This window comes from Actinoallomurus sp. CA-150999 (genome assembly GCF_050942425.1).
Taxonomy (GTDB): Bacteria; Actinomycetota; Actinomycetes; order Streptosporangiales; family Streptosporangiaceae; genus Actinoallomurus.
The window spans coordinates 2,358,199-2,375,891 of sequence record NZ_CP192063.1; the positions used below are offsets into that span (position 1 = coordinate 2,358,199).

At 71.2% G+C, this 17,693-nt stretch carries 16 protein-coding genes; 11 read left to right on the plus strand and 5 right to left on the minus strand.

What is annotated here, in order from left to right; translation table 11 throughout:
• Nucleotides 1-145 precede the first annotated feature (145 nt).
• The 4 genes from ACQP2O_RS11180 (at nt 146) to ACQP2O_RS11195 (ending at nt 4,156) form a co-directional block, all read left to right on the plus strand.
• A complete protein-coding gene (locus ACQP2O_RS11180; protein ID WP_433182490.1) occupies nt 146-1,060 on the plus strand; it encodes an ABC transporter ATP-binding protein in 915 nt (304 codons plus the stop codon).
• A gap of 102 nt (nt 1,061-1,162) precedes the next feature.
• A complete protein-coding gene (locus ACQP2O_RS11185; RefSeq protein WP_433182493.1) occupies nt 1,163-2,113 on the plus strand; it encodes an ABC transporter permease subunit in 951 nt (316 codons plus the stop codon).
• Between the two features lie 49 nt (nt 2,114-2,162).
• Complete coding sequence (locus ACQP2O_RS11190) at nt 2,163-3,287, plus strand: sensor histidine kinase (protein ID WP_433182496.1); 1,125 nt, start codon at nt 2,163-2,165, stop codon at nt 3,285-3,287.
• Between the two features lie 185 nt (nt 3,288-3,472).
• Complete coding sequence (locus ACQP2O_RS11195; protein ID WP_433182499.1) at nt 3,473-4,156, plus strand: response regulator; 684 nt, start codon at nt 3,473-3,475, stop codon at nt 4,154-4,156.
• An 8-nt stretch (nt 4,157-4,164) separates the two neighbouring features.
• Here the strand turns inward: ACQP2O_RS11195 and ACQP2O_RS11200 are convergent, their stop codons facing one another.
• Nucleotides 4,165-4,839: a hypothetical protein gene (locus ACQP2O_RS11200; RefSeq protein WP_433182502.1), complete on the minus strand. Its 675-nt coding sequence runs from the start codon at nt 4,837-4,839 to the stop codon at nt 4,165-4,167.
• A 177-nt stretch (nt 4,840-5,016) separates the two neighbouring features.
• Here ACQP2O_RS11200 and serA point away from each other — a divergent pair, with 177 nt between their 5' ends.
• Entirely contained in the window at nt 5,017-6,615 is a 1,599-nt protein-coding gene (serA, locus tag ACQP2O_RS11205) for a phosphoglycerate dehydrogenase (protein WP_433182505.1), read from the plus strand.
• Between the two features lie 687 nt (nt 6,616-7,302).
• On the opposite strand, the gene ACQP2O_RS11210 is transcribed toward serA, so the two are convergent.
• Together ACQP2O_RS11210 and ACQP2O_RS11215 are read right to left on the minus strand one after the other, a co-directional pair.
• Nucleotides 7,303-8,199 carry an ROK family protein gene (locus ACQP2O_RS11210; RefSeq protein WP_433182508.1) on the minus strand — a complete coding sequence of 299 codons (897 nt, stop codon included), beginning with the start codon at nt 8,197-8,199 and terminating at the stop codon, nt 7,303-7,305.
• Entirely contained in the window at nt 8,196-9,593 is a 1,398-nt protein-coding gene (locus ACQP2O_RS11215; protein ID WP_433182511.1) for an APC family permease, read from the minus strand. The genes ACQP2O_RS11210 and ACQP2O_RS11215 overlap by 4 nt, the downstream gene beginning before the upstream one ends.
• Before the next feature lie 138 nt (nt 9,594-9,731).
• Here ACQP2O_RS11215 and ACQP2O_RS11220 point away from each other — a divergent pair, with 138 nt between their 5' ends.
• The 3 genes from ACQP2O_RS11220 (at nt 9,732) to ACQP2O_RS11230 (ending at nt 13,340) form a co-directional block, all read left to right on the plus strand.
• Nucleotides 9,732-11,003, plus strand: a complete 1,272-nt coding sequence (locus tag ACQP2O_RS11220; RefSeq protein ID WP_433182514.1) for an ROK family protein — start codon at nt 9,732-9,734, stop codon at nt 11,001-11,003.
• Between the two features lie 47 nt (nt 11,004-11,050).
• The gene (locus tag ACQP2O_RS11225) at nt 11,051-12,097 is read left to right on the plus strand and encodes a 3-isopropylmalate dehydrogenase (RefSeq protein WP_433182517.1); all 1,047 of its coding nucleotides are present in this window, start codon (nt 11,051-11,053) and stop codon (nt 12,095-12,097) included.
• Nucleotides 12,098-12,242: 145 nt separating this feature from the next.
• Nucleotides 12,243-13,340 carry a branched-chain amino acid aminotransferase gene (locus ACQP2O_RS11230; protein WP_433182520.1) on the plus strand — a complete coding sequence of 366 codons (1,098 nt, stop codon included), beginning with the start codon at nt 12,243-12,245 and terminating at the stop codon, nt 13,338-13,340.
• A 103-nt stretch (nt 13,341-13,443) separates the two neighbouring features.
• On the opposite strand, the gene ACQP2O_RS11235 is transcribed toward ACQP2O_RS11230, so the two are convergent.
• Entirely contained in the window at nt 13,444-13,980 is a 537-nt protein-coding gene (locus tag ACQP2O_RS11235) for a Uma2 family endonuclease (RefSeq protein ID WP_433182523.1), read from the minus strand.
• Nucleotides 13,981-14,296: 316 nt separating this feature from the next.
• Here ACQP2O_RS11235 and cimA point away from each other — a divergent pair, with 316 nt between their 5' ends.
• Nucleotides 14,297-15,868: a citramalate synthase gene (gene cimA, locus ACQP2O_RS11240; RefSeq protein WP_433182526.1), complete on the plus strand. Its 1,572-nt coding sequence runs from the start codon at nt 14,297-14,299 to the stop codon at nt 15,866-15,868.
• A 240-nt stretch (nt 15,869-16,108) separates the two neighbouring features.
• Here the strand turns inward: cimA and ACQP2O_RS11245 are convergent, their stop codons facing one another.
• Nucleotides 16,109-16,459: an antibiotic biosynthesis monooxygenase family protein gene (locus ACQP2O_RS11245; RefSeq protein WP_433182529.1), complete on the minus strand. Its 351-nt coding sequence runs from the start codon at nt 16,457-16,459 to the stop codon at nt 16,109-16,111.
• A 533-nt stretch (nt 16,460-16,992) separates the two neighbouring features.
• Here ACQP2O_RS11245 and ACQP2O_RS11250 point away from each other — a divergent pair.
• Together ACQP2O_RS11250 and ACQP2O_RS11255 are read left to right on the plus strand one after the other, a co-directional pair.
• Nucleotides 16,993-17,196 carry a hypothetical protein gene (locus ACQP2O_RS11250; RefSeq protein WP_433182532.1) on the plus strand — a complete coding sequence of 68 codons (204 nt, stop codon included), beginning with the start codon at nt 16,993-16,995 and terminating at the stop codon, nt 17,194-17,196.
• Nucleotides 17,197-17,204: 8 nt separating this feature from the next.
• Nucleotides 17,205-17,405: a hypothetical protein gene (locus tag ACQP2O_RS11255; protein ID WP_360887418.1), complete on the plus strand. Its 201-nt coding sequence runs from the start codon at nt 17,205-17,207 to the stop codon at nt 17,403-17,405.
• The last annotated feature ends 288 nt before the right edge of the window (nt 17,406-17,693 follow it).

Sequence of the window (17,693 nt, forward strand, 5' to 3'; positions counted from 1 at the left end):
CCCGGCCTCGCCCGTTCGACGACGCGGACGCTCCGCGCCCGGGGCCGGAACCCGGGGGCCGAGCACCGGTGTCGTCGATTGGATGAGGCGCGGTTGCGTCCTCAGGAGGAGGACGCCACGCACGCGGCTCCCTACGGTCGGTCCCATGCGGGTGATCCGATGTGCGGGGCTGACCAAGCGGTACGGTGCCACGGTGGCGGTCGACCGGCTGGATCTCACGGTCGACGCCGGTCAGGTCTTCGGCTTCCTCGGTCCGAACGGCTCGGGCAAGACGACGACGATGCGGATGCTGCTCGGGCTCGTCACACCGACGGCGGGCCACGCCTGGGTGAACGAGCGGCGGCTCCCCGACCCGGACGGACTGGCCCGGGTCGGCGCGATGATCGAGGAGCCGGCGTTCTACCCGTGGCTGACCGGCCGCCGCAACCTGGAGGTCGTGGCCCTGCACGGGCCGCCTCCGCCCCGCCCCGACGCGGTCGGCGCGGCCCTGGAACGGGTCGGCCTGTCCGCCGTCGCCGACCGGAAGGTCAAGGCGTACTCCCAGGGCATGCGGCAGCGGCTGGGGCTCGCCGCGGCGCTGCTGGCCGATCCGGTCCTGCTCGTGCTGGACGAGCCGACCAACGGAATGGACCCGGCGGGCATCCGGGAGTTTCGGGCGCTGCTGCGGTCCCTCGCGGACGACGGGACAACGGTGTTCCTGTCGAGCCACCTGCTCGCGGAGGTCGAACAGGTCTGCGATCGCGTCGCGGTGATGAACCACGGGCGCCTGGTCGAGCAAGGGCCGGTCGCCGGGTTGTCCACCGTACGGCGGCGGCTGCGGATCGTGCTCGACGAGACCGACCTGGATCGCGCCCGGGAGGCCCTGGCGGGCCGGACGCTGCGGACCGACGGGCCCGAGGCACTGCTGGTCGAGGGCACCGACGGCCGCGCCGTCAACCAGGCGCTCGGGAACGCCGGCGTGTGGGCCCGCCAGATCCTCGTCGAACGCCCCGGCCTGGAGGAGGCCTTCCTGACCCTGACCGTCGCCGAGGAGGTCACCGGTGCGACCGCTCCGCGTTGAGCTGCGCGAGCTGACCCTGACCGTCGCCGAGGAGGCCGCCGATGCGACCGCTCCACGTTGAGCTGCGCAAGCTGACCCTGACCGTCGCCGAGGAGGCCGCCGATGCGACCGCTCCGCGCTGAACTGCGCAAGCTGAACCGGCCCCTGCTGTACGGCGTGGTGTTCGCGGCCATGCTGTTCTGCGTGCTGCTGGCCGTCGGCGCCGCGTCCAACGCCGCGGGAGACGCCCGCGACACGGGCTCCGCCCCGCCGTCGTGCGCGTCGATGGGGATGCCGGACGGACCGGCGTGCGCGGTCGCGAAGACGAGCGCGCGAGCCCGGGCCGAGCTCCGGCACGCGCGCCGGATCGAGGACGCGCGACGGACCGCCGCGCGGCTCGATCCGGCGGCCGCGGGCGCTGAGGCGGCCGGGCTCATGGCGTCGCTGCCCGGGGTGCTGGCCGTCGCCCTGCTGGCCGGCGGTCACATCGGGGGCGAGTGGTCGGGCCGGACGCTGAAGACCGTGCTGGCCCGGTGCGGGCACCGCGGCCGGGTGCTCGCCGCCAAGCTCGTGAGCCTGTGGCTGGCCGCCGTCGGCGTCGTCGCCGCCTGCTGGGCGGCGCTCGCGGTGGCGGGCCCCATCCTCGTCTGGGCCTACCACCTGCCTCATCCGAACGCCTCGGTGGCCGCCGAGCTGCGCCACTCGGCCGCCCAGTGCGGCCGCGCGCTGCCGGTCCTGGCGGTGTTCGCCGTCGTCGGGCTGCTCGCCGCCGTCCTCACGCGCGGCTCGGTCGGGACGATGGCGGCCACCGCCGGGATCTTCATCACGATGCTGGCCCTGGCCGGACTGTCCGGCACCGGTCGCTGGACGCCCGCGACCTGGGTGCAGGCATGGATGGGCTTCGCCGCCGGGCTCGGCTCGGTCACCACCCTGCCGGACAACTTCTGGTCGCGGTTCATCCCGGACGCCGGCGGATCGCCGGGTCCGCTCGCCGGACTCGCCGGCCTGGCCGCGACCTTCGTGGCCGGTGCGCTCGCCGCCGCTCTGGCGTTCCGCCGCTCCGATGTGAACTGATGAGATCGTCCCGTGGGGCGCCGGCGCGTCCTACGGCGGGGAGGGAGCCATGCCCGGTCCGGTCGTGACGACACGGCGGGTCGACGTCCTCGTCGCGGCGGCGTTGTTCGTCTGGGGCGCGCCGGACGTGCCCTGGTGGTGGAAACCGGCCACGCACGTCCCCGCGACCCCGGTCGTCCTCGGCTACCTCGGCCTGGAACTGGCCGCCTCCGTTCCTCTGCTGTGGCGGCGGCGGTTCCCGGTCCCGGTGCTCCTGATCACAGGTGGCGCGCTCGCCGTCCGCGCCGCACTGCGGCAGAACGTCATCGCGGCGTTCGCGGCGGTGCTGGTGGCGGCGTACGGCGTGGGCGCGTACGACACGGGAGCGCGAAGGTACGCGCGGTGGCTCGGCCGGATCTGCCTGGTGACCGGGGCCGTCATCGCGGTGGCGCTCAACCTGCACCGCGTGGCCGGGCTGCCGTTCGCGCTCCTCGGCGCGGCGTTCCTGGTCGGCGACGCGGCCACCGCGCGGCGGGCCGAGGCCGCCTCCGCCGTCGAGGCGGCGCACCTGGCCGAGCGCACCAGAATCGCCCGCGAACTGCACGACGTGCTCGCGCACCAGCTCTCGGCGATCACCGTGCAGGCCGGGGCCGCCCGGCTGAACGGATCGCCGCCGCTGGAGGCGCTCGCCACGGTGGAGAGCCTGTCCCGCGAGGCGCTGAACGAGCTGAACCACCTGCTCGGCACGCTGCGGCGGGACGACGAGACCGGCGGCGCGCCGCGCCGACCGGTGCCCTCCCTGGCCGAGATCGGCACGCTCCTGGCCGGTGCCCGCGAGGCCGGCGTCCCGGCCGACCTGAAGGTGACGGGGAGCGTCCGCGAGCTGAGTCCCGGCCTGCAGCTCTCGGCGTACCGCATCGTCCAGGAGTCGCTGACGAACGTGGCCCGGCACGCGCCGGGCGCCCCGACCCTCGTGACGCTGCGCTACCTCGACGACCGGCTCGCTCTCGAGATCATCAACGGCCCATCGGATCGGGCGCGGAGGGGCGGCCGGCCGGGCACGGGAGGCCGGGGACTGCTCGGCATGCGCGAACGGGCGGAGGCGGTCGGCGGAAGCCTGCGCGCCTCGCCCACGGACGGCGGCTTCACGGTGACGGCGACGCTTCCCTACGTTCCCCGGAAGGACCGACGATGACGCCGGGACAGCGGGTTCACGATGACGGCCGCGTTTCTCTACGTTCCCCGTGAGGACCGACGATGACACCGGGACGGCGGGTCCACGACGCTTCCCTACGTTCCCCGGGAGGACCGACGATGACACCGGGACGGCGGGTTCACGATGACGGCGGCGCTTCCCTACGTTCTCCGGGAGGACCGATCATGACGCCGGGACGGCGGATCACCGTGCTGGTGGCGGACGATCAGGCGATGGTCCGCGCGGGGCTGGTCGCGCTGGTCGGCGGCCAGCCCGATCTCACCGTGGTCGCGGAGGTGGCCAACGGCGCCGACGCGGTGGCGCGTACTCGCGAGACGGCACCGGACGTGGTCCTGATGGACATCAGGATGCCGGTCATGGACGGTATCGAGGCGACCCGCCGGATCGCCACCGGCCCGCCCGGGCGCGCGCCGCACGTCGTCATCCTGACCACCTACGACCTGGACGAGTACGTCTATGACGCCCTTCGCGCGGGCGCCTGCGGCTTCCTGCTCAAGCACGCGATGCCGGAGGAACTCCTGCTGGGGGTGCGGTCCGCCGCCAACGGCGGCGCGCTCATCTCACCGGCGGTGACCAGGCCGCTGATCGAGGCGTTCACCGACCGGACGCGCGTCCCGGCACGGCCGCCGGTCGCCCTCGCCCGGCTGAGCGCGCGCGAACGCGAGGTCTTCGATCTCGTGGTCGCCGGCCGGACCAACACGGAGATCGCCCGGGCGCTGTTCATCGCCGAGACGACCGTCAAGACCCACCTCGCCCACGTCCTGGACAAGCTGGGTCTGCGCGATCGCGTTCACGCGGTGGTGTACGCCTATGAGAACGGTCTCGTCCGGCCGGGAGCCCACGGCTGAGGAAGGGCTCAGCGGCGTACGACGGCGGCGTCCATCTCGGCGAGGAACTCCTCGCTCTCGTCGTCCGCGACGTGCGCGAACACCGGAACGTCACTGGCCGGCAGCTTCTCCATCGTGGCCTGGAGAAGATCATTGGCGAGCTGCGGGTCGGCGCCCTCGGAGATGACGACGTGCAGCATGATGCCCTCGACGCCGCTCGGCATCCGGACATCGGAGATCCACACGCGCTCGACCGCGGGGAAGTCCGGCAGCCGCTCGGCGACGCCTTCCTTGAGGTGCGGGACGAGCTCGTGCTCGCTGGCGCGGAATGCCACCTCGACGTCCTCGTCGACGCCCATGCCCTGGGTGACGAGGTAGCCCTGCACGTCGCTGAACGGGATCAGAGCGGCGTCGTCGCTCTCCGGGTCGATCACCAGGGCCTGGACCTCGCCACTGCGGGCGATCTCCAGCAGGAGGGCGGCGTCGGCGTGCTGAAACTCTTCGCTTTCGGACTTCTCGCTGTACGCCTCGGGGCGGGTGAACGCGGCGAGCGCGACGGTCTCATCCTCGAGCTGTCCCACCAGGACGGAGCCGTCCGGGTTGGTCACGATGAGGACCCCGCCGTCCACGAGCGCGCGCAGGATTTCCTCAGGTTCACCGCGCGTGGCGAGCACGTCCGCCAGCGTCGGGTTTCCGTTTGCCATGCGCCCGACATTAGTGCGTGCGGGACACCTGATGGGCCGAACCCGGCCAAGGCAACGCCTATTCACCAGATCTCATTGGCGGATACACCGGGCATTACTAAAGTCGCGGAGGGCGAGGGTCACGCCTCGGGCGGATCGCGTCCCCGTACCGTGCAACCTGCGCAGGGGGTCGTGCCCGTGAGAAGGCCTGTGGTCCTGATCGCCGAAGAGCTCTCGCCCGCCGGTCTGGCGCTGCTGGAGCCCGACTTCGAGCTCCGCCGCGTCGACGGCGCCGATCGCGCCGCGCTCGTCGCCGCGGTGGCCGACGCGGACGCCCTGATCGTCCGCAGCGCGACGACGGTCGACGCCGCCGTGCTGGCCGCCGCGCCCCGGCTGCGCGTCGTCGCCCGCGCCGGCGTCGGCCTCGACAACGTCGACGTCGAGGCGGCGACCCGGGCCGGCGTCATGGTCGTCAACGCGCCGACCTCGAACATCGTCACCGCGGCCGAGCACGCGATCGCGCTGCTGCTGGGGACCGCCCGGAACGTTCCGCAGGCGCACGCCGCCCTCCAGCGCGGCGAGTGGCGACGCGCCGCGTACACGGGGGTGGAACTGCAGGACAAGACCATGGGGATCCTCGGCCTCGGCCGCATCGGCGTGCTCGTCGCGCAGCGGCTCGCGGCCTTTGGCATGCAGGTCATCGCCTTCGACCCGTACGTCCAGGCGGCGCGTGCGGCGCAGCTCGGCGCGCGGCTCGTCCCGCTCGACGAGCTGCTGCGCGCCAGCGACTTCATCTCCGTGCACCTGCCGAAGACCCCTGAGACGATCGGCCTCATCGGCGACCGGGAGCTGCGGCTCGTCAAGCCGTCCGTACGGATCGTCAACGCCGCCCGGGGCGGCATCGTGAACGCCCTCGACCTGGCACTCAAGGAGAGACGCGTCGCGGGAGCGGCCCTGGACGTGTTCGGCACCGAGCCGTGCACGGACAGCCCGCTCTTCCAGCACGACAACGTCGTGGTCACCCCGCACCTCGGGGCGAGCACCCACGAGGCACAGGAGAAGGCGGGCACCCAGGTGGCGCGTTCGGTGCGGCTGGCGCTCGCGGGCGAGTTCGTGCCGGACGCGGTCAACGTCCGCGGCGGGGTCGTCGCCGAGGACGTCAAACCCGCGCTGCCGCTCGCGGAGAAGCTCGGACGGATCTTCACCGCGCTCGCCGGCGGTCTGCCCGTACGCCTCGAGGTGGAGGCGCGCGGTGAGATCACCCGGCACGACGTGAAGGTGCTGGAGCTGGCCGCGCTGAAGGGCGCGTTCACGGACGTGGTCGAGGAGGCGGTGACGTACGTCAACGCGCCCCTGCTGTCGCGCGCCCGGGGCGTCGAGGTGACGCTGACCACGAGCGAGGAGAGCCCCGACTGGCGCAACCTCCTGACGCTGCGCGGCACGATGGCCGACGGCGCGACCGTGTCGGTGTCCGGGACGCTGAGCGGGCCACGGCACGTCGAGCGGATCGTCGAGGTGAACGGCTACGTCATGGAGATCGCGCCGGCCGCGCACATGGGCTTCTTCACCTACACCGACCGGCCCGGGATGGTCGGCGTGGTGGGCCGGCTGCTCGGCGACGCGGGCGTCAACATCGCCGGGATGCAGGTGGGCCGGCACGAGAAGGGCGGCCGGGCTCTGATCGCGCTGACCGTCGACTCGGCGCTCACTCCCGATCTCGTCGACGCGATCACCGAGGAGATAGGCGCCGACCAGGGACGTCGCGTCGACCTCGACCATGAGGCCCGGCCGGCCTGAAAGGAAGATTCTTCGTCGAGGGAGGACCCGAAGAAAGACGAGGTCCTGGGCGCCTGCTCGGTAAAGCGTCTTGATATGTGAGATTCCCGGCCGAGAGGCGAGACAGAATGGGGATCGGCGGGTAGCGTCGAAAAGGTCATGCGGCGCTTCGTACTCATTCTTCGCTGCCGCGGCGGGGCCTGATCTTGGGCAGGCCGGCGACCCGCCGCGGAGTCCGCCGCTGGCCGTGAGTCCCATTTGATCCGTCCTTGACACCTTTTACGGAGACGAATCCCATGGATGCCACTCCCGCCTGGACCCCCGCCGACGAGGTCGCCGAAGAGGCTGCCCGAGCCGTTCAGACCGCGCTGGACCGCCGTGACAACGGCGGCGCCGCCGGTCGTTGATCCTTCGCCCTACGGGCGCCCGCCCTTCCGCGAGCGCCCGTAGGCGCGTGATCCCGTAGGAGACCGGCCCGCGTCCGCCGTATGAGGCCGGTCGCCGCGCGCCAGGCCGTTCGCCTCGCCGACCGCGGCGGCCGGAGCGCGTCGGTGGCAGGTGTCCGTAAGGAACCGGCCCGCGTCCGCCGTATGAGGCCGGTCGCCGCGCGCCAGGCCGTTCGCCTCGCCGACCGCGGCGGCCGGAGCGCGTCGGTGGCAGGTGCCCGCAAGGAACCGGCCCGCGCCGGCCGTACGCGACCGGGCCGGGTCAGGAGGCCTCGACGCCGAGGGCGAGGGCGCCGATCAGCGCGGCGTCGTCGACGAAGCGCGCGGCGTCGACCGGCGGCGGGAACGGCGTCGCGCGGGCGATCGCGGCGCGGAGGGCGGGCAGGAACACCTCGGCCATCCCGCCGCCGACGACGACGCGTTCGGGGTCGAGGAAGATCGTCAGGTTGGCCACCGCCATCCCCACCGCCGCGCCGGCGTCGTCGAGCAGCGCCTTCACCGCGGGCTCGTCCCCCCGGGCGAAGAGTTCCTCGGCCGTGATCTGCTCGCCGAGCAGCGCGGATCCGCGGGCTGCCAGCCCGCTCCCGGAGGTGTACTCCTCGAGCGGCGCGCGCCCGTCCGTGTAGCCAGGCTCGCCGGGCTCGCGCAGCAGGTACCCGATCTCGCCGGCCGCGCCGTGCGTGCCGGGGACGACCTTGCCGCCCACCACGATGGCCGCGCCGGTGCCGGTGCCCAGGTTGACGTAGAGGCCCACGTCGGTCCCCTGGAGCCGGCCCCAGCGCAGTTCGGCGACGGCCGCCGCGTTGACGTCGTTGTCGACGTGGACCGCGGGGACGCCGAGTCCGTCCTGGAGCAGGGCGGGCAGCGGGAGGTCCTCCCAGCCGGGGACGTTGGGCGCGAGGCGCACCCGGCCCTCGCGGATCACCCCGAACGTGGACACGCCGGCCGCGACGAGGCGGCCGGGCGTGCCCGCGATGAGGTCGTGCGCCGCGTCGAGTACCCGGCGCACCACCTCCTTGGCGCCGTCGGCGGCGTGTGTCGCCAGGCGCGTGCGTTTCACCGGTTCTCCGGTGGCGCTCGCCGTCGCGAGCGCCACCTTGGTCCCCCCGAAGTCGATCCCGAGCACGAACTCGCCGACCGACGTACCGTCCATCGTCATGCGGAGGCCTGCCCGGGATGCTCGGCGAAGCCCTCGTGGATCTCCTCGTGACCGAACGGCCAGGCCCCCTCGGCGCGGGCCCAGGCCAGGTAGGCGATGACGCCGGCGGCGAGCCAGGCCACCGAGAGCAGGATCGGCTTGAGCCCGGCCGCCTGGTAGATGTAGATCCAGCCGGCGAGGGCGACGAGGCTGGGCAGCGGGTACAGCCACATCTTGTACGGGCGGGGCATGTCCGGCCGGCGGATCCGCAGCACGGTGACGGCGGCGATCTGGGCCACCGACTGCACGAGCACGAACACCGCGGTGAGCATGCTGATCACGTCGGTGAGGGTGAACAGCGAGCCGATCGCCGTGACGACGCCCATCGCGTACAGGCCGACGGTGGGGAAGTGCAGACGCGGGTGCAGCCGCCGGAACCACGGGAGGAAGACCTTGTCGCGCGCCGCGTTGTAGGGCACGCGCGAGCCGCCGAGCAGCCCGGCGAAGATCGACGCGAACGCCGTGATGATGATCCCTACCGTGAAGACCTGAGCGACGCCCTTACCCCAGGTGCGTTCCAGCACCAGGGAGGCCACGGAGCTGGAGTCCTTCGCCTCCTGCCAGGGCACGACCCCGAGCACGCCCATCTGGAGCAGGAAGTACAGCCCCATGATGCCGAGGATGGCGTAGATGATCGAGCGGGGGATCACCCGTCCCGGGTCGCGCACCTCCGCGCCGAGGTAGGCGCTGGTGTTGTAGCCGAGGTAGTCGTAGATCGCGATGACCAGGCCCGCGCCCAGGCCGCTGAAGAACTTCGAGCCCGAGTCGTGCGGGAAGCCGAAGGCCAGGTCGGAGTGGAAGTGGGTGAACGCCGCGACGATCACGCCGAGCACCGAGACCAGCATGACGACGAAGAAGATCGAGGTCATCTTCCCGATGTCGCCGATCCGCCGGTACAGCGCGAGGACGACCAGGCCGACGACGCCGACCCCGACCACGTGGCCGAGGGTCGACAGGCCCTTGCCGTGGACGAGCGCGGGCCACAGGTACCCGGCGTACTGCACCAGCCCGATCACCCCGGTCGACATGATCAGCGGGATGAACAGCACCGCCGACCAGACGAACAGGAATGGCATCAGGCGGCCCGTACGGTACTGGAACGCCTCACGCAGGTAGAGGTACGTTCCGCCGGCGCCGGGCATCGCGGCGCCGAGCTCGGCCCACACGAGGCCGTCCGCGACCGCGATGATCGCCCCGATCAGCCAGCCGAACATGGCCTGCGGGCCCTGCAGGGCGCTGATCATGGCGGGGATCGTGACGAACGGCCCGATGCCGCACATCTGGGTCATGTTGACGGTGGTGGCCTGGAACAGCCCGAGGCGTCGCTCGAACCCCGGTGCCGTGGGAGACGTCATGGTCTCCACTCCCTTTCGTGGCGCTATCTCGGCTTCCTGCCTGGTCAGCGGCGTTTGGGGAGAATGTAAGAGAGCCTCCCTAACAAATCAAGTCCTCGATCGCATGTGACACTCTGTTGTGCAGCGTACGGCGAGAGGATGAACGTGCCCAGCGGCGGGGAGACGGCCAACACCACCAGCGTGTTGCGCATCATGAACGAGCGTGCGGTGTACGAGCGGATCCGGCTGCTCGGGCCGGTGTCACGACCGCAGCTCGCCGAGGAGACCGGGCTGTCCAAGCCCACGATCTCGCTGGCCTTGGCCGACCTGGAGCGGGCCGGGCTGGTCCGTCCGGTCGGCCACCGGACCGGCAACGCCGGGCGGGCGGCGCTGCTCTATGAGATCCGGCCGGAGGCCGGGTGGGTCATCGGCATCGACGTCGGCCGCCAGTGGGTGCGCGCCGCCCTGGTCGACCTCGGCGGCGAGATCGTCGTACGGGAGGACGTCCCCGCGCGGGCCGGAGGCGCGACCGAGCTGATCGGCCAGCTCAGCGAGATCGTCGACGGCCTCGCCGCGGCGGCCGGCGGGGAGATCACCAACATCGTGCTCGGCACGCCCGGCGTGCACGACGTCGAGAACGAACGCCTTCATCTCGCGCCGAACATCCCCGGCTGGAACACCCCGGGCGTCACCGCGAAGCTCGCCGAGCGGTTGCCCGCGCCGTTCGCGATCGAGAACGACATCGCCCTGGCCGCGCTCGGCGAGCAGGGCTACGGGCTCGGCGCCGGGCTGCGGCACTTCGTCTACGTGTCGATCGGCACCGGCATCGGCATGGGGATCATCATCGACGGCCGCCTGTACCGCGGCGCGCGCGGCGCGGCCGGCGAGATCGCGTTCCTGCCGATGGGGGAGGCCGACCCGGTCGCCCGCGTGGCGGACTCCCGGCGGCACGGCATGCTCGAGGCGGTCGCCTCGGCGACCGGGGTGGTCGCCACGGCCCGGCGGCTCGGCATGACCGGAGAGATCACCGCCAAGCGGGTGTTCGACGAGGCGCGCGACGGCGAGCCGACGGCGGTCCAGGCGGTGGCGCGAGAGGCCGACCACGTCGCCCACGCGCTGGCCGGGGTGATCGCGCTGTTCGACCCCGAGCTGATCGTCCTCGGCGGCGGCATCGGCGGTCACGGCGCCGACGTCCTGCTCGACGAGGTGCGCGACCGGCTCGAGACCATGACGCCCCTCGGGCCACCGCGCGTCGAGGTGTCCCCACTCGGCGACGACGCGGTCGTCCTGGGCGCGCTGGCCACAGGCCTGGCGACCGCACGCGCCCTGGTGTTCGACCGGGCCATCGCCGGAGCCGGCAACGTCCCCGGGCCGTACGGCGCGCCGGGGTCGTACGGCGGCATCCAGGGCATGGGCGGAAAACGCCCATAATTTGAGACGACTTCTCATGGGATGAGACGACCCGCTAAGGTACAGGCATGGCTTCCCGCAGCATCCGCCTGGCCGTCGTTCCGGGCGACGGCATCGGCCCCGAGGTCGTCGCCGAGGGCCTCAAGGTCCTCGACGCGCTCGGCCTCAAGATCGAGCAGACGGCGTACGACCTCGGCGCGACCCACTGGCACAAGACCGGCGAGACGCTTCCGGACTCCGCGCTGGCGGAGATCCGCGAGCACGACGCCATCCTGCTGGGCGCCATCGGCGACCCGACCGTGCCCAGCGGCGTGCTGGAGCGCGGCCTGCTGCTCCGGCTGCGGTTCGAGCTCGACCACTTCGTCAACCTGCGCCCGGTCCGGCTCTACCCGGGCGTGGTGACGCCGCTCGCCGACACCCGGCCCGAGGACATCGACATGCTGGTCGTGCGGGAGGGCACCGAGAGCCTGTACGCCGGTGCGGGCGGGGTGCTCCGCAAGGGCACGCCGCACGAGGTCGCGACGCAGGAGAGCCTCAACACCGCGTTCGGCGTCGAGCGCGTCGTGCGTTACGCCTTCGAGCAGGCGGCCCGCCGCCCGCGCAAGAAGCTCACCCTCGTCCACAAGAACAACGTCCTGGTCTACGCGGGCGACCTGTGGTCGCGCACGGTCGACGCCGTGGCGAAGGACTACCCGGACATCGAGGTCGACTACTCCCACGTCGACGCCGCCACGATGTTCTTCGTGACGCAGCCCGAGCGCTATGACGTGATCGTCACCGACAACCTGTTCGGCGACATCATCACCGACCTGGGCGCGGCGGTGGCCGGCGGCATCGGCCTGGCCGCCAGCGGCAACATCAACCCCACGGGTGCGGCGCCGAGCATGTTCGAGCCGGTCCACGGCAGCGCCCCCGACATCGCGGGTCAGGGCAAGGCCGACCCGACCGCGACCATCCTCTCCGTCGCCCTGCTCCTCGACCACCTCGGCCTGGCCGCCGAGGCCCGCAAGGTGGAGCAGGCCGTCGCCGACGACCTCATCGAGCGCCAGGGCGCCTGGGCCGCGCGATCCACGCGCGAGGCGGGCGACGACATCGCCGAGCGAGTATCCGGCTAGGGCGCGCCTTTCCCCAGGGAAACCCTCCGGGCGCGCCCCACGGCGCGCCCGTTTTGGGCTGCCGTGAGCAAAGGAGACTTGAAGGCGACAAAAGGCGACAATGAGTACGGAGCGGCGAAGAGGCCGCACCGCGAGAGGACGTCAGATGACCATCGAGTTCGACATCCGGCTCTCCGACCACCGCACGCCGGCGGACGAGCGCGAACGACTGCTGGAGAACCCGGGCTTCGGCCAGACCTTCACGGACCACATGATCACCATTCGGTGGGACGCGGAGCACGGCTGGCATGACGCGCGCCTTGAGGCGTACGCCCCGTTGACGCTCGATCCGGCGACCGCGGTCTTCCACTACGCCCAGGAGCTGTTCGAGGGTCTGAAGGCCTACCGCCGGGCCGACGAGTCGATTGTCGCCTTCCGCCCGTACGCGAACGCCACGCGCTTCAACGCCTCCTGCGAGCGGATGGCGATGCCGACGCTCCCGGAGGAGACGTTCGTCCGGTCCCTGGAGCTGCTGGTCGACGCCGATCGCGACTGGGTGCCGGCCCAGGAGGGGCACAGCCTCTACCTGCGTCCCTTCATCATCGCGACCCAGCGCGGCCTCGGTGTGAACAGCCCGTCCTCGTCGTACCTGTTCATCGTCATCGCCTCGCCGTCCGGGTCGTACTTCACCGGCGGGATCAAGCCGGTGTCGGTCTGGCTGTCGGAGGAGTACACCCGGGCCGCCCCCGGCGGCACCGGCGCCGCCAAGTGCGGCGGCAACTACGCCGCCGCGTTCGTCGCCCAGGCCCAGGCCGTCCAGGAGGGCTGCGACCAGGTCGTGTGGCTCGACGCGAACGAGCACCGCTGGGTCGAGGAGATGGGCGGCATGAACCTCTTCTTCGTGTACGGCTCCGGCGCGGACGCCCGCGTCATGACGCCCGGCCTCACCGGCACGCTGCTCCCCGGCATCACGCGTGACTCCCTGCTCAAGCTCGCCCCCGACCTCGGCGTCCCGGCCTCAGAGGGGCGCATCTCCACGGATCAGTGGCGGGAGGGCAACGCCTCCGGCGAACTCACCGAGGTCTTCGCGTGCGGCACCGCCGCAGTGATCACGCCGGTCGGCCGGGTCAAGAGCGCCAAGGACGAGTGGCTCGTCGGCTCCGGCGAGCCCGGCCCGGTCACGATGCGCCTCCGCGAGGAGCTCGTCGGCATCCAGTACGGCGACCGCCCCGACCCGTACGGCTGGATCCACAAGCTCGCCTGACGCCGGACACGGCGAGGGCGCGCCTCCCACCGGGAGACGCGCCCTCGATCAGGTCAGCGACCCGCCGATGTCGCACGTGGGGACGTGCAGGGCGCCGGTTCGATCACGCCGTCAGCGGGGCGGTGTCGAGGGTGAGCTCCCAGGGGGCCGGGAGATCCAGCGGCTCGCCGAGCTTCACGTCCACCTCGTGCCCGTACCCGTCCTTGCCAGGGCGGCTCAGCAGCCGTGCCTTGCCCGCGAAGGCGTCGACCACGAGGTACAGCGGGACTCCGCCGCGCGCGCAGGTCCGGGGCTTGATCTCGTGGTCGTCGCGGACACTGCTCTTGGAGACGACTTCGACGACGAGGTGGGTGGCGTTGCCGAAGACGTGGTCGTCGCCCCACTTGGGCGGATCCGGCGGCACGACGAGCAGATCGGGGCGGTATCGGTCGACCTGCGGACCGAGGAAGAGCGCGACGTCCTGCCAGATCTCCCATGCGCGTTCAGCGACGAACGGCATCAGTTGGAGCAGCAGCTGAAAGATGACCTCAGCATGATCAATGGTAGGTCCTTCTCTAACCACGATTCGGCCGCCGATGATCTCGATCTTGCGGTCCGGCCAGCGTTCGCCGAGTTCTCGATAGTAATGCAAAGTATCCATATGGTGGCGGAGAGTAGTCGACAAAGTCTCCGTGTGCAGGTGATTCGGCCGATCGTTGGATCGATTCGTGGCCGCAAACCCCTCGCTACTGCACTGGTGGTCGAGGTGTGTCTCGGATGGTGAGATGGATGTGTCCATCGGCGCGAGCGTGTGGCAGACTCGGTGCCATCATGCGCATCAGCCTGGTGATTATCGGCTGGCGCGCCGGCACCTAGACGTTCACACACCGCCGGCGCGCAGACCTCTCACGTCCCGTGAGGGGTCATTTTGTTTTCCGGCGGCGCCGCACATTCCAGACACAAAGAGGACAGCACTCATGCGTGATGACGGCTTCCACGTCTATGACACGACGTTGCGCGACGGGGCCCAGCAGGAGGGCCTCAACCTCACCGTGGCGGACAAGCTGATCATCGCGCGCCGCCTCGACGAGCTGGGGGTCGGCTTCATCGAAGGCGGCTGGCCCGGCGCCAATCCCAAGGACACAGAATTCTTCCGGCGAGCTCAGACCGAGCTCGACCTGAAGAACGCGCAGCTCGCCGCGTTCGGCGCGACCCGCCGGGCCGGTGCGAAGGCCGCGGACGACCCTCTTGTGGCCGCGCTGCGCGAATCCGGCGCGCCCGTCGTGACCCTTGTCGCCAAGAGTCACGACCGGCACGTCGAACTGGCCCTCCGCACGACGCTGGAGGAGAACCTCGCGATGATCCGCGACACGGTCTCCCACCTGCATGCGGAGGGCCAGAGGGTCTTCCTCGACGCCGAGCACTTCTTCGACGGCTATCGCTCGAACCCGAAATACGCCCTCGAGGTCGTACGGACGGCGGCCGAGGCGGGTGCCGACGTCATCGCGCTGTGCGACACCAACGGCGGGATGCTGCCCGACGAGCTGGCCGACGTGGTCGCCGAGGTCGTGGCCTCAGGCGCGCGCCTGGGCATCCACTGCCACGACGACAGCGGCTGCGCGGTGGCCAACACCCTCGCCGCCGTGAAGGCCGGGGCGACGCACGTACAGGGCTGCGCCAACGGGTACGGCGAGCGCAGCGGCAACGCGAACCTCTTCACGGTCGTCGGCAACCTCCAGCTCAAGCGCGGCTACGACCTCGGCGTCGAGCTGCGCGAGATGACGCGCATCGCGCACGCCGTCTCGGAGGTGACGAACGTCGCGCCGGGCTCCCAGCAGCCGTACGTCGGCATGTCGGCGTTCGCCCACAAGGCGGGCCTGCACGCCTCGGCCGTCAAGGTCGACCCGATGCTCTATCAGCACATCGACCCGGAGCTGGTCGGCAACGACATGCGCATGCTGATCTCCAGCATGGCCGGCCGGGCGTCGGTGGAGCTGAAGGGCCGGGAGCTCGGGTACGAGCTGACCGGTGACAAGGCCCGCCAGGTCGTGGACCGGGTCAAGGAGCTGGAGTCGGCGGGGTACACCTTCGAGGCGGCGGACGCGTCGTTCGAGCTGCTGCTGCGCGAGGAGCTCGACGGCGCGGGCACCCGCTACTTCGACGTGGAGTCCTGGCGCACGATCGTCGAGCGCCGGCCCGACGGCACGATGGTCAGCGAGGCGACGGTCAAGCTGCACGCCAAGGGGGAGCGGATCGTCGCCACCGGCGAGGGCAACGGCCCGGTCAACGCCCTGGACCGTGCCCTGCGGCTGGCCTTGGAACGGATCTATCCCGAGCTGTCGGGCCTGGAGCTCGTCGACTACAAGGTCCGGATCCTGGAGGGCGCCCACGGCACCGACGCGCGGACCCGGGTGCTCATCGAGTCGAGCGACGCCACGGGCGAGTGGGGCACGGTCGGCGTCGAGGACAACGTCATCGCCGCCTCGTGGGACGCGCTCGCGCAGTCGGTGACCTACTGCCTGCTGCGCGCGGGCTACGACCCGTCCTGACACCCGGCCGGGCGGGCTAGGGCCTGTCTCGAAGTCCGCTGTCCTACTGCGCGGTGTCCAGGCGGCGCCTCGCCGCGTTGTCGTCGGTCGCCAGCCAACACCAGGCTGACTCCCTCCTCCGCCTTGCGAGGCACCACCTGGACACCGCTCGCTACGGACGGGGACTCCGAGACAGGCCCTAGAGCCCGGCGCGGAATGGACTGCCGGGCTCGCGATCCGGCGCCCATTCCGCGCGGGCTCTCACTCCTTCGGGGCGGCCCGCTCGACGACCTCGAACGACCAGAGCTCGGCGCCGCTCGCCGCCGGACCGCCGTGCCCGTGTCCATGTCCGTGCCCGTGGCCCGCGTCGGCTGCGGCCTGGGCGTGTCCCTCCGCGAACGCCCGGCTCTCCGTCCAGCGCTGGAAGTCCTCTTCGCTTCGCCAGCGCGTGTAGACGAGGTAGCGGTCCGTGCCCTCGACCGGGCGCAGCAGCTCGAACCCCTCGAAGCCGTCGGCCTCCTCGACCAGCCCGGCGCGCCCGGCGAACCGGCGCTCCAGCTCTTCCTTCATCGGCTCCGGCACGGTCAGCACGTTGATCTTCACCACGCTCATGAGTAGATCCTCTCGCGGCGCGCTCGACCGGCCTCACCGGGGGCGCTTTGGCGCGCCGCGTGTCGTCCCGTATGTCCTGCGGAGTGCGGGTGCGAATGAAGGGGAACGTTCTAATGCACGTGCAAATGAACGGTCAAAATGGGCGTGCAGATCGGTGGTATGTCGGGATTTCGCCGAATATGAGGCAGTGTCATGATCGTAAAGAGCTGTTCGCTCTCGGCGATGAAACCGTTCGGAATCTAATTCTGTTCTTCTAAGATGATCCCAGGTAGGGACGTGGTTCCGCGTTTCGTGCCCCTGTGAACGGACTTGCGAGACGCAGGAAACTTTCGCGAGGTTGGAGAATCGGTGGCGGACGAAGGTCATTAAGCGCCACACTTCTCCACGTACGGCCAAGGTCGTCGCCGCAGAAAAGGCGACGGCCCCCTGCGGGAACAGGAGGCCGTCAGCAATCGCTACGTCCCGACCCTAAGGAGGTCAAGACACCCATGACTCTACGTGCCTTCGGGCGAAGTGACCATAGGAACGACGGCATGGGCACAGGTGAATCCGTGACCCCGCGCGGATCGCATCTGTCCGTCCGCACGGGCCTGATCGCGCTGTGCTCCGTCGTCATCGCCGTCCTGGCCGGCGCGCTCACCTTCCTCGGTGACCGGCGGCTCGCCTCATCGGTGGTGGCCGGAGTGGTCGCCTTCGCCGGCGCCTTCATGTTCTTCGACAAGATCATCGGCGATTGAGAGGCCTCATGCCCCCCAAGCGACGTACGCCGAGCTCGCTCCGGTACGACCGCGACGCCGAGCTGCGGCTGATCGCCGAGGCCAGCCACTGGCTGGCCGACGCCAGCCGGACCAGGCGTCCTGAGGCGGTCCGGTCGATCACCGCGATGCTGGAACGGCAGCAGCGGCTCGCCGCCTGCCGCGCCCTCGACCGGCCGCTCGACTCCTGACCCTGACCGCGTCGATGAGTGCCCGCGCGAAGTTCGATCGCGCGGGCACTCGTACGTTCCGAACCAACCGGGCCCGCCGATCGTCGGAACGGGTAGGCGAGGTAGGAAAGGGCGTCATGGCGACGGGTATGGCGGGTGAACGGGACGACAGGGACGTCCCCGCGCATCTGCGGGTGACCGACGAGATTCCGGTCGGCACCCCATGGCGCCCGGAAGGCGTCCCTCCGGCGGCCCGATCCCCGGAGGCAACGCCGTCCACGGACCCCGACGCGTCCGCCGGCGCCGGGC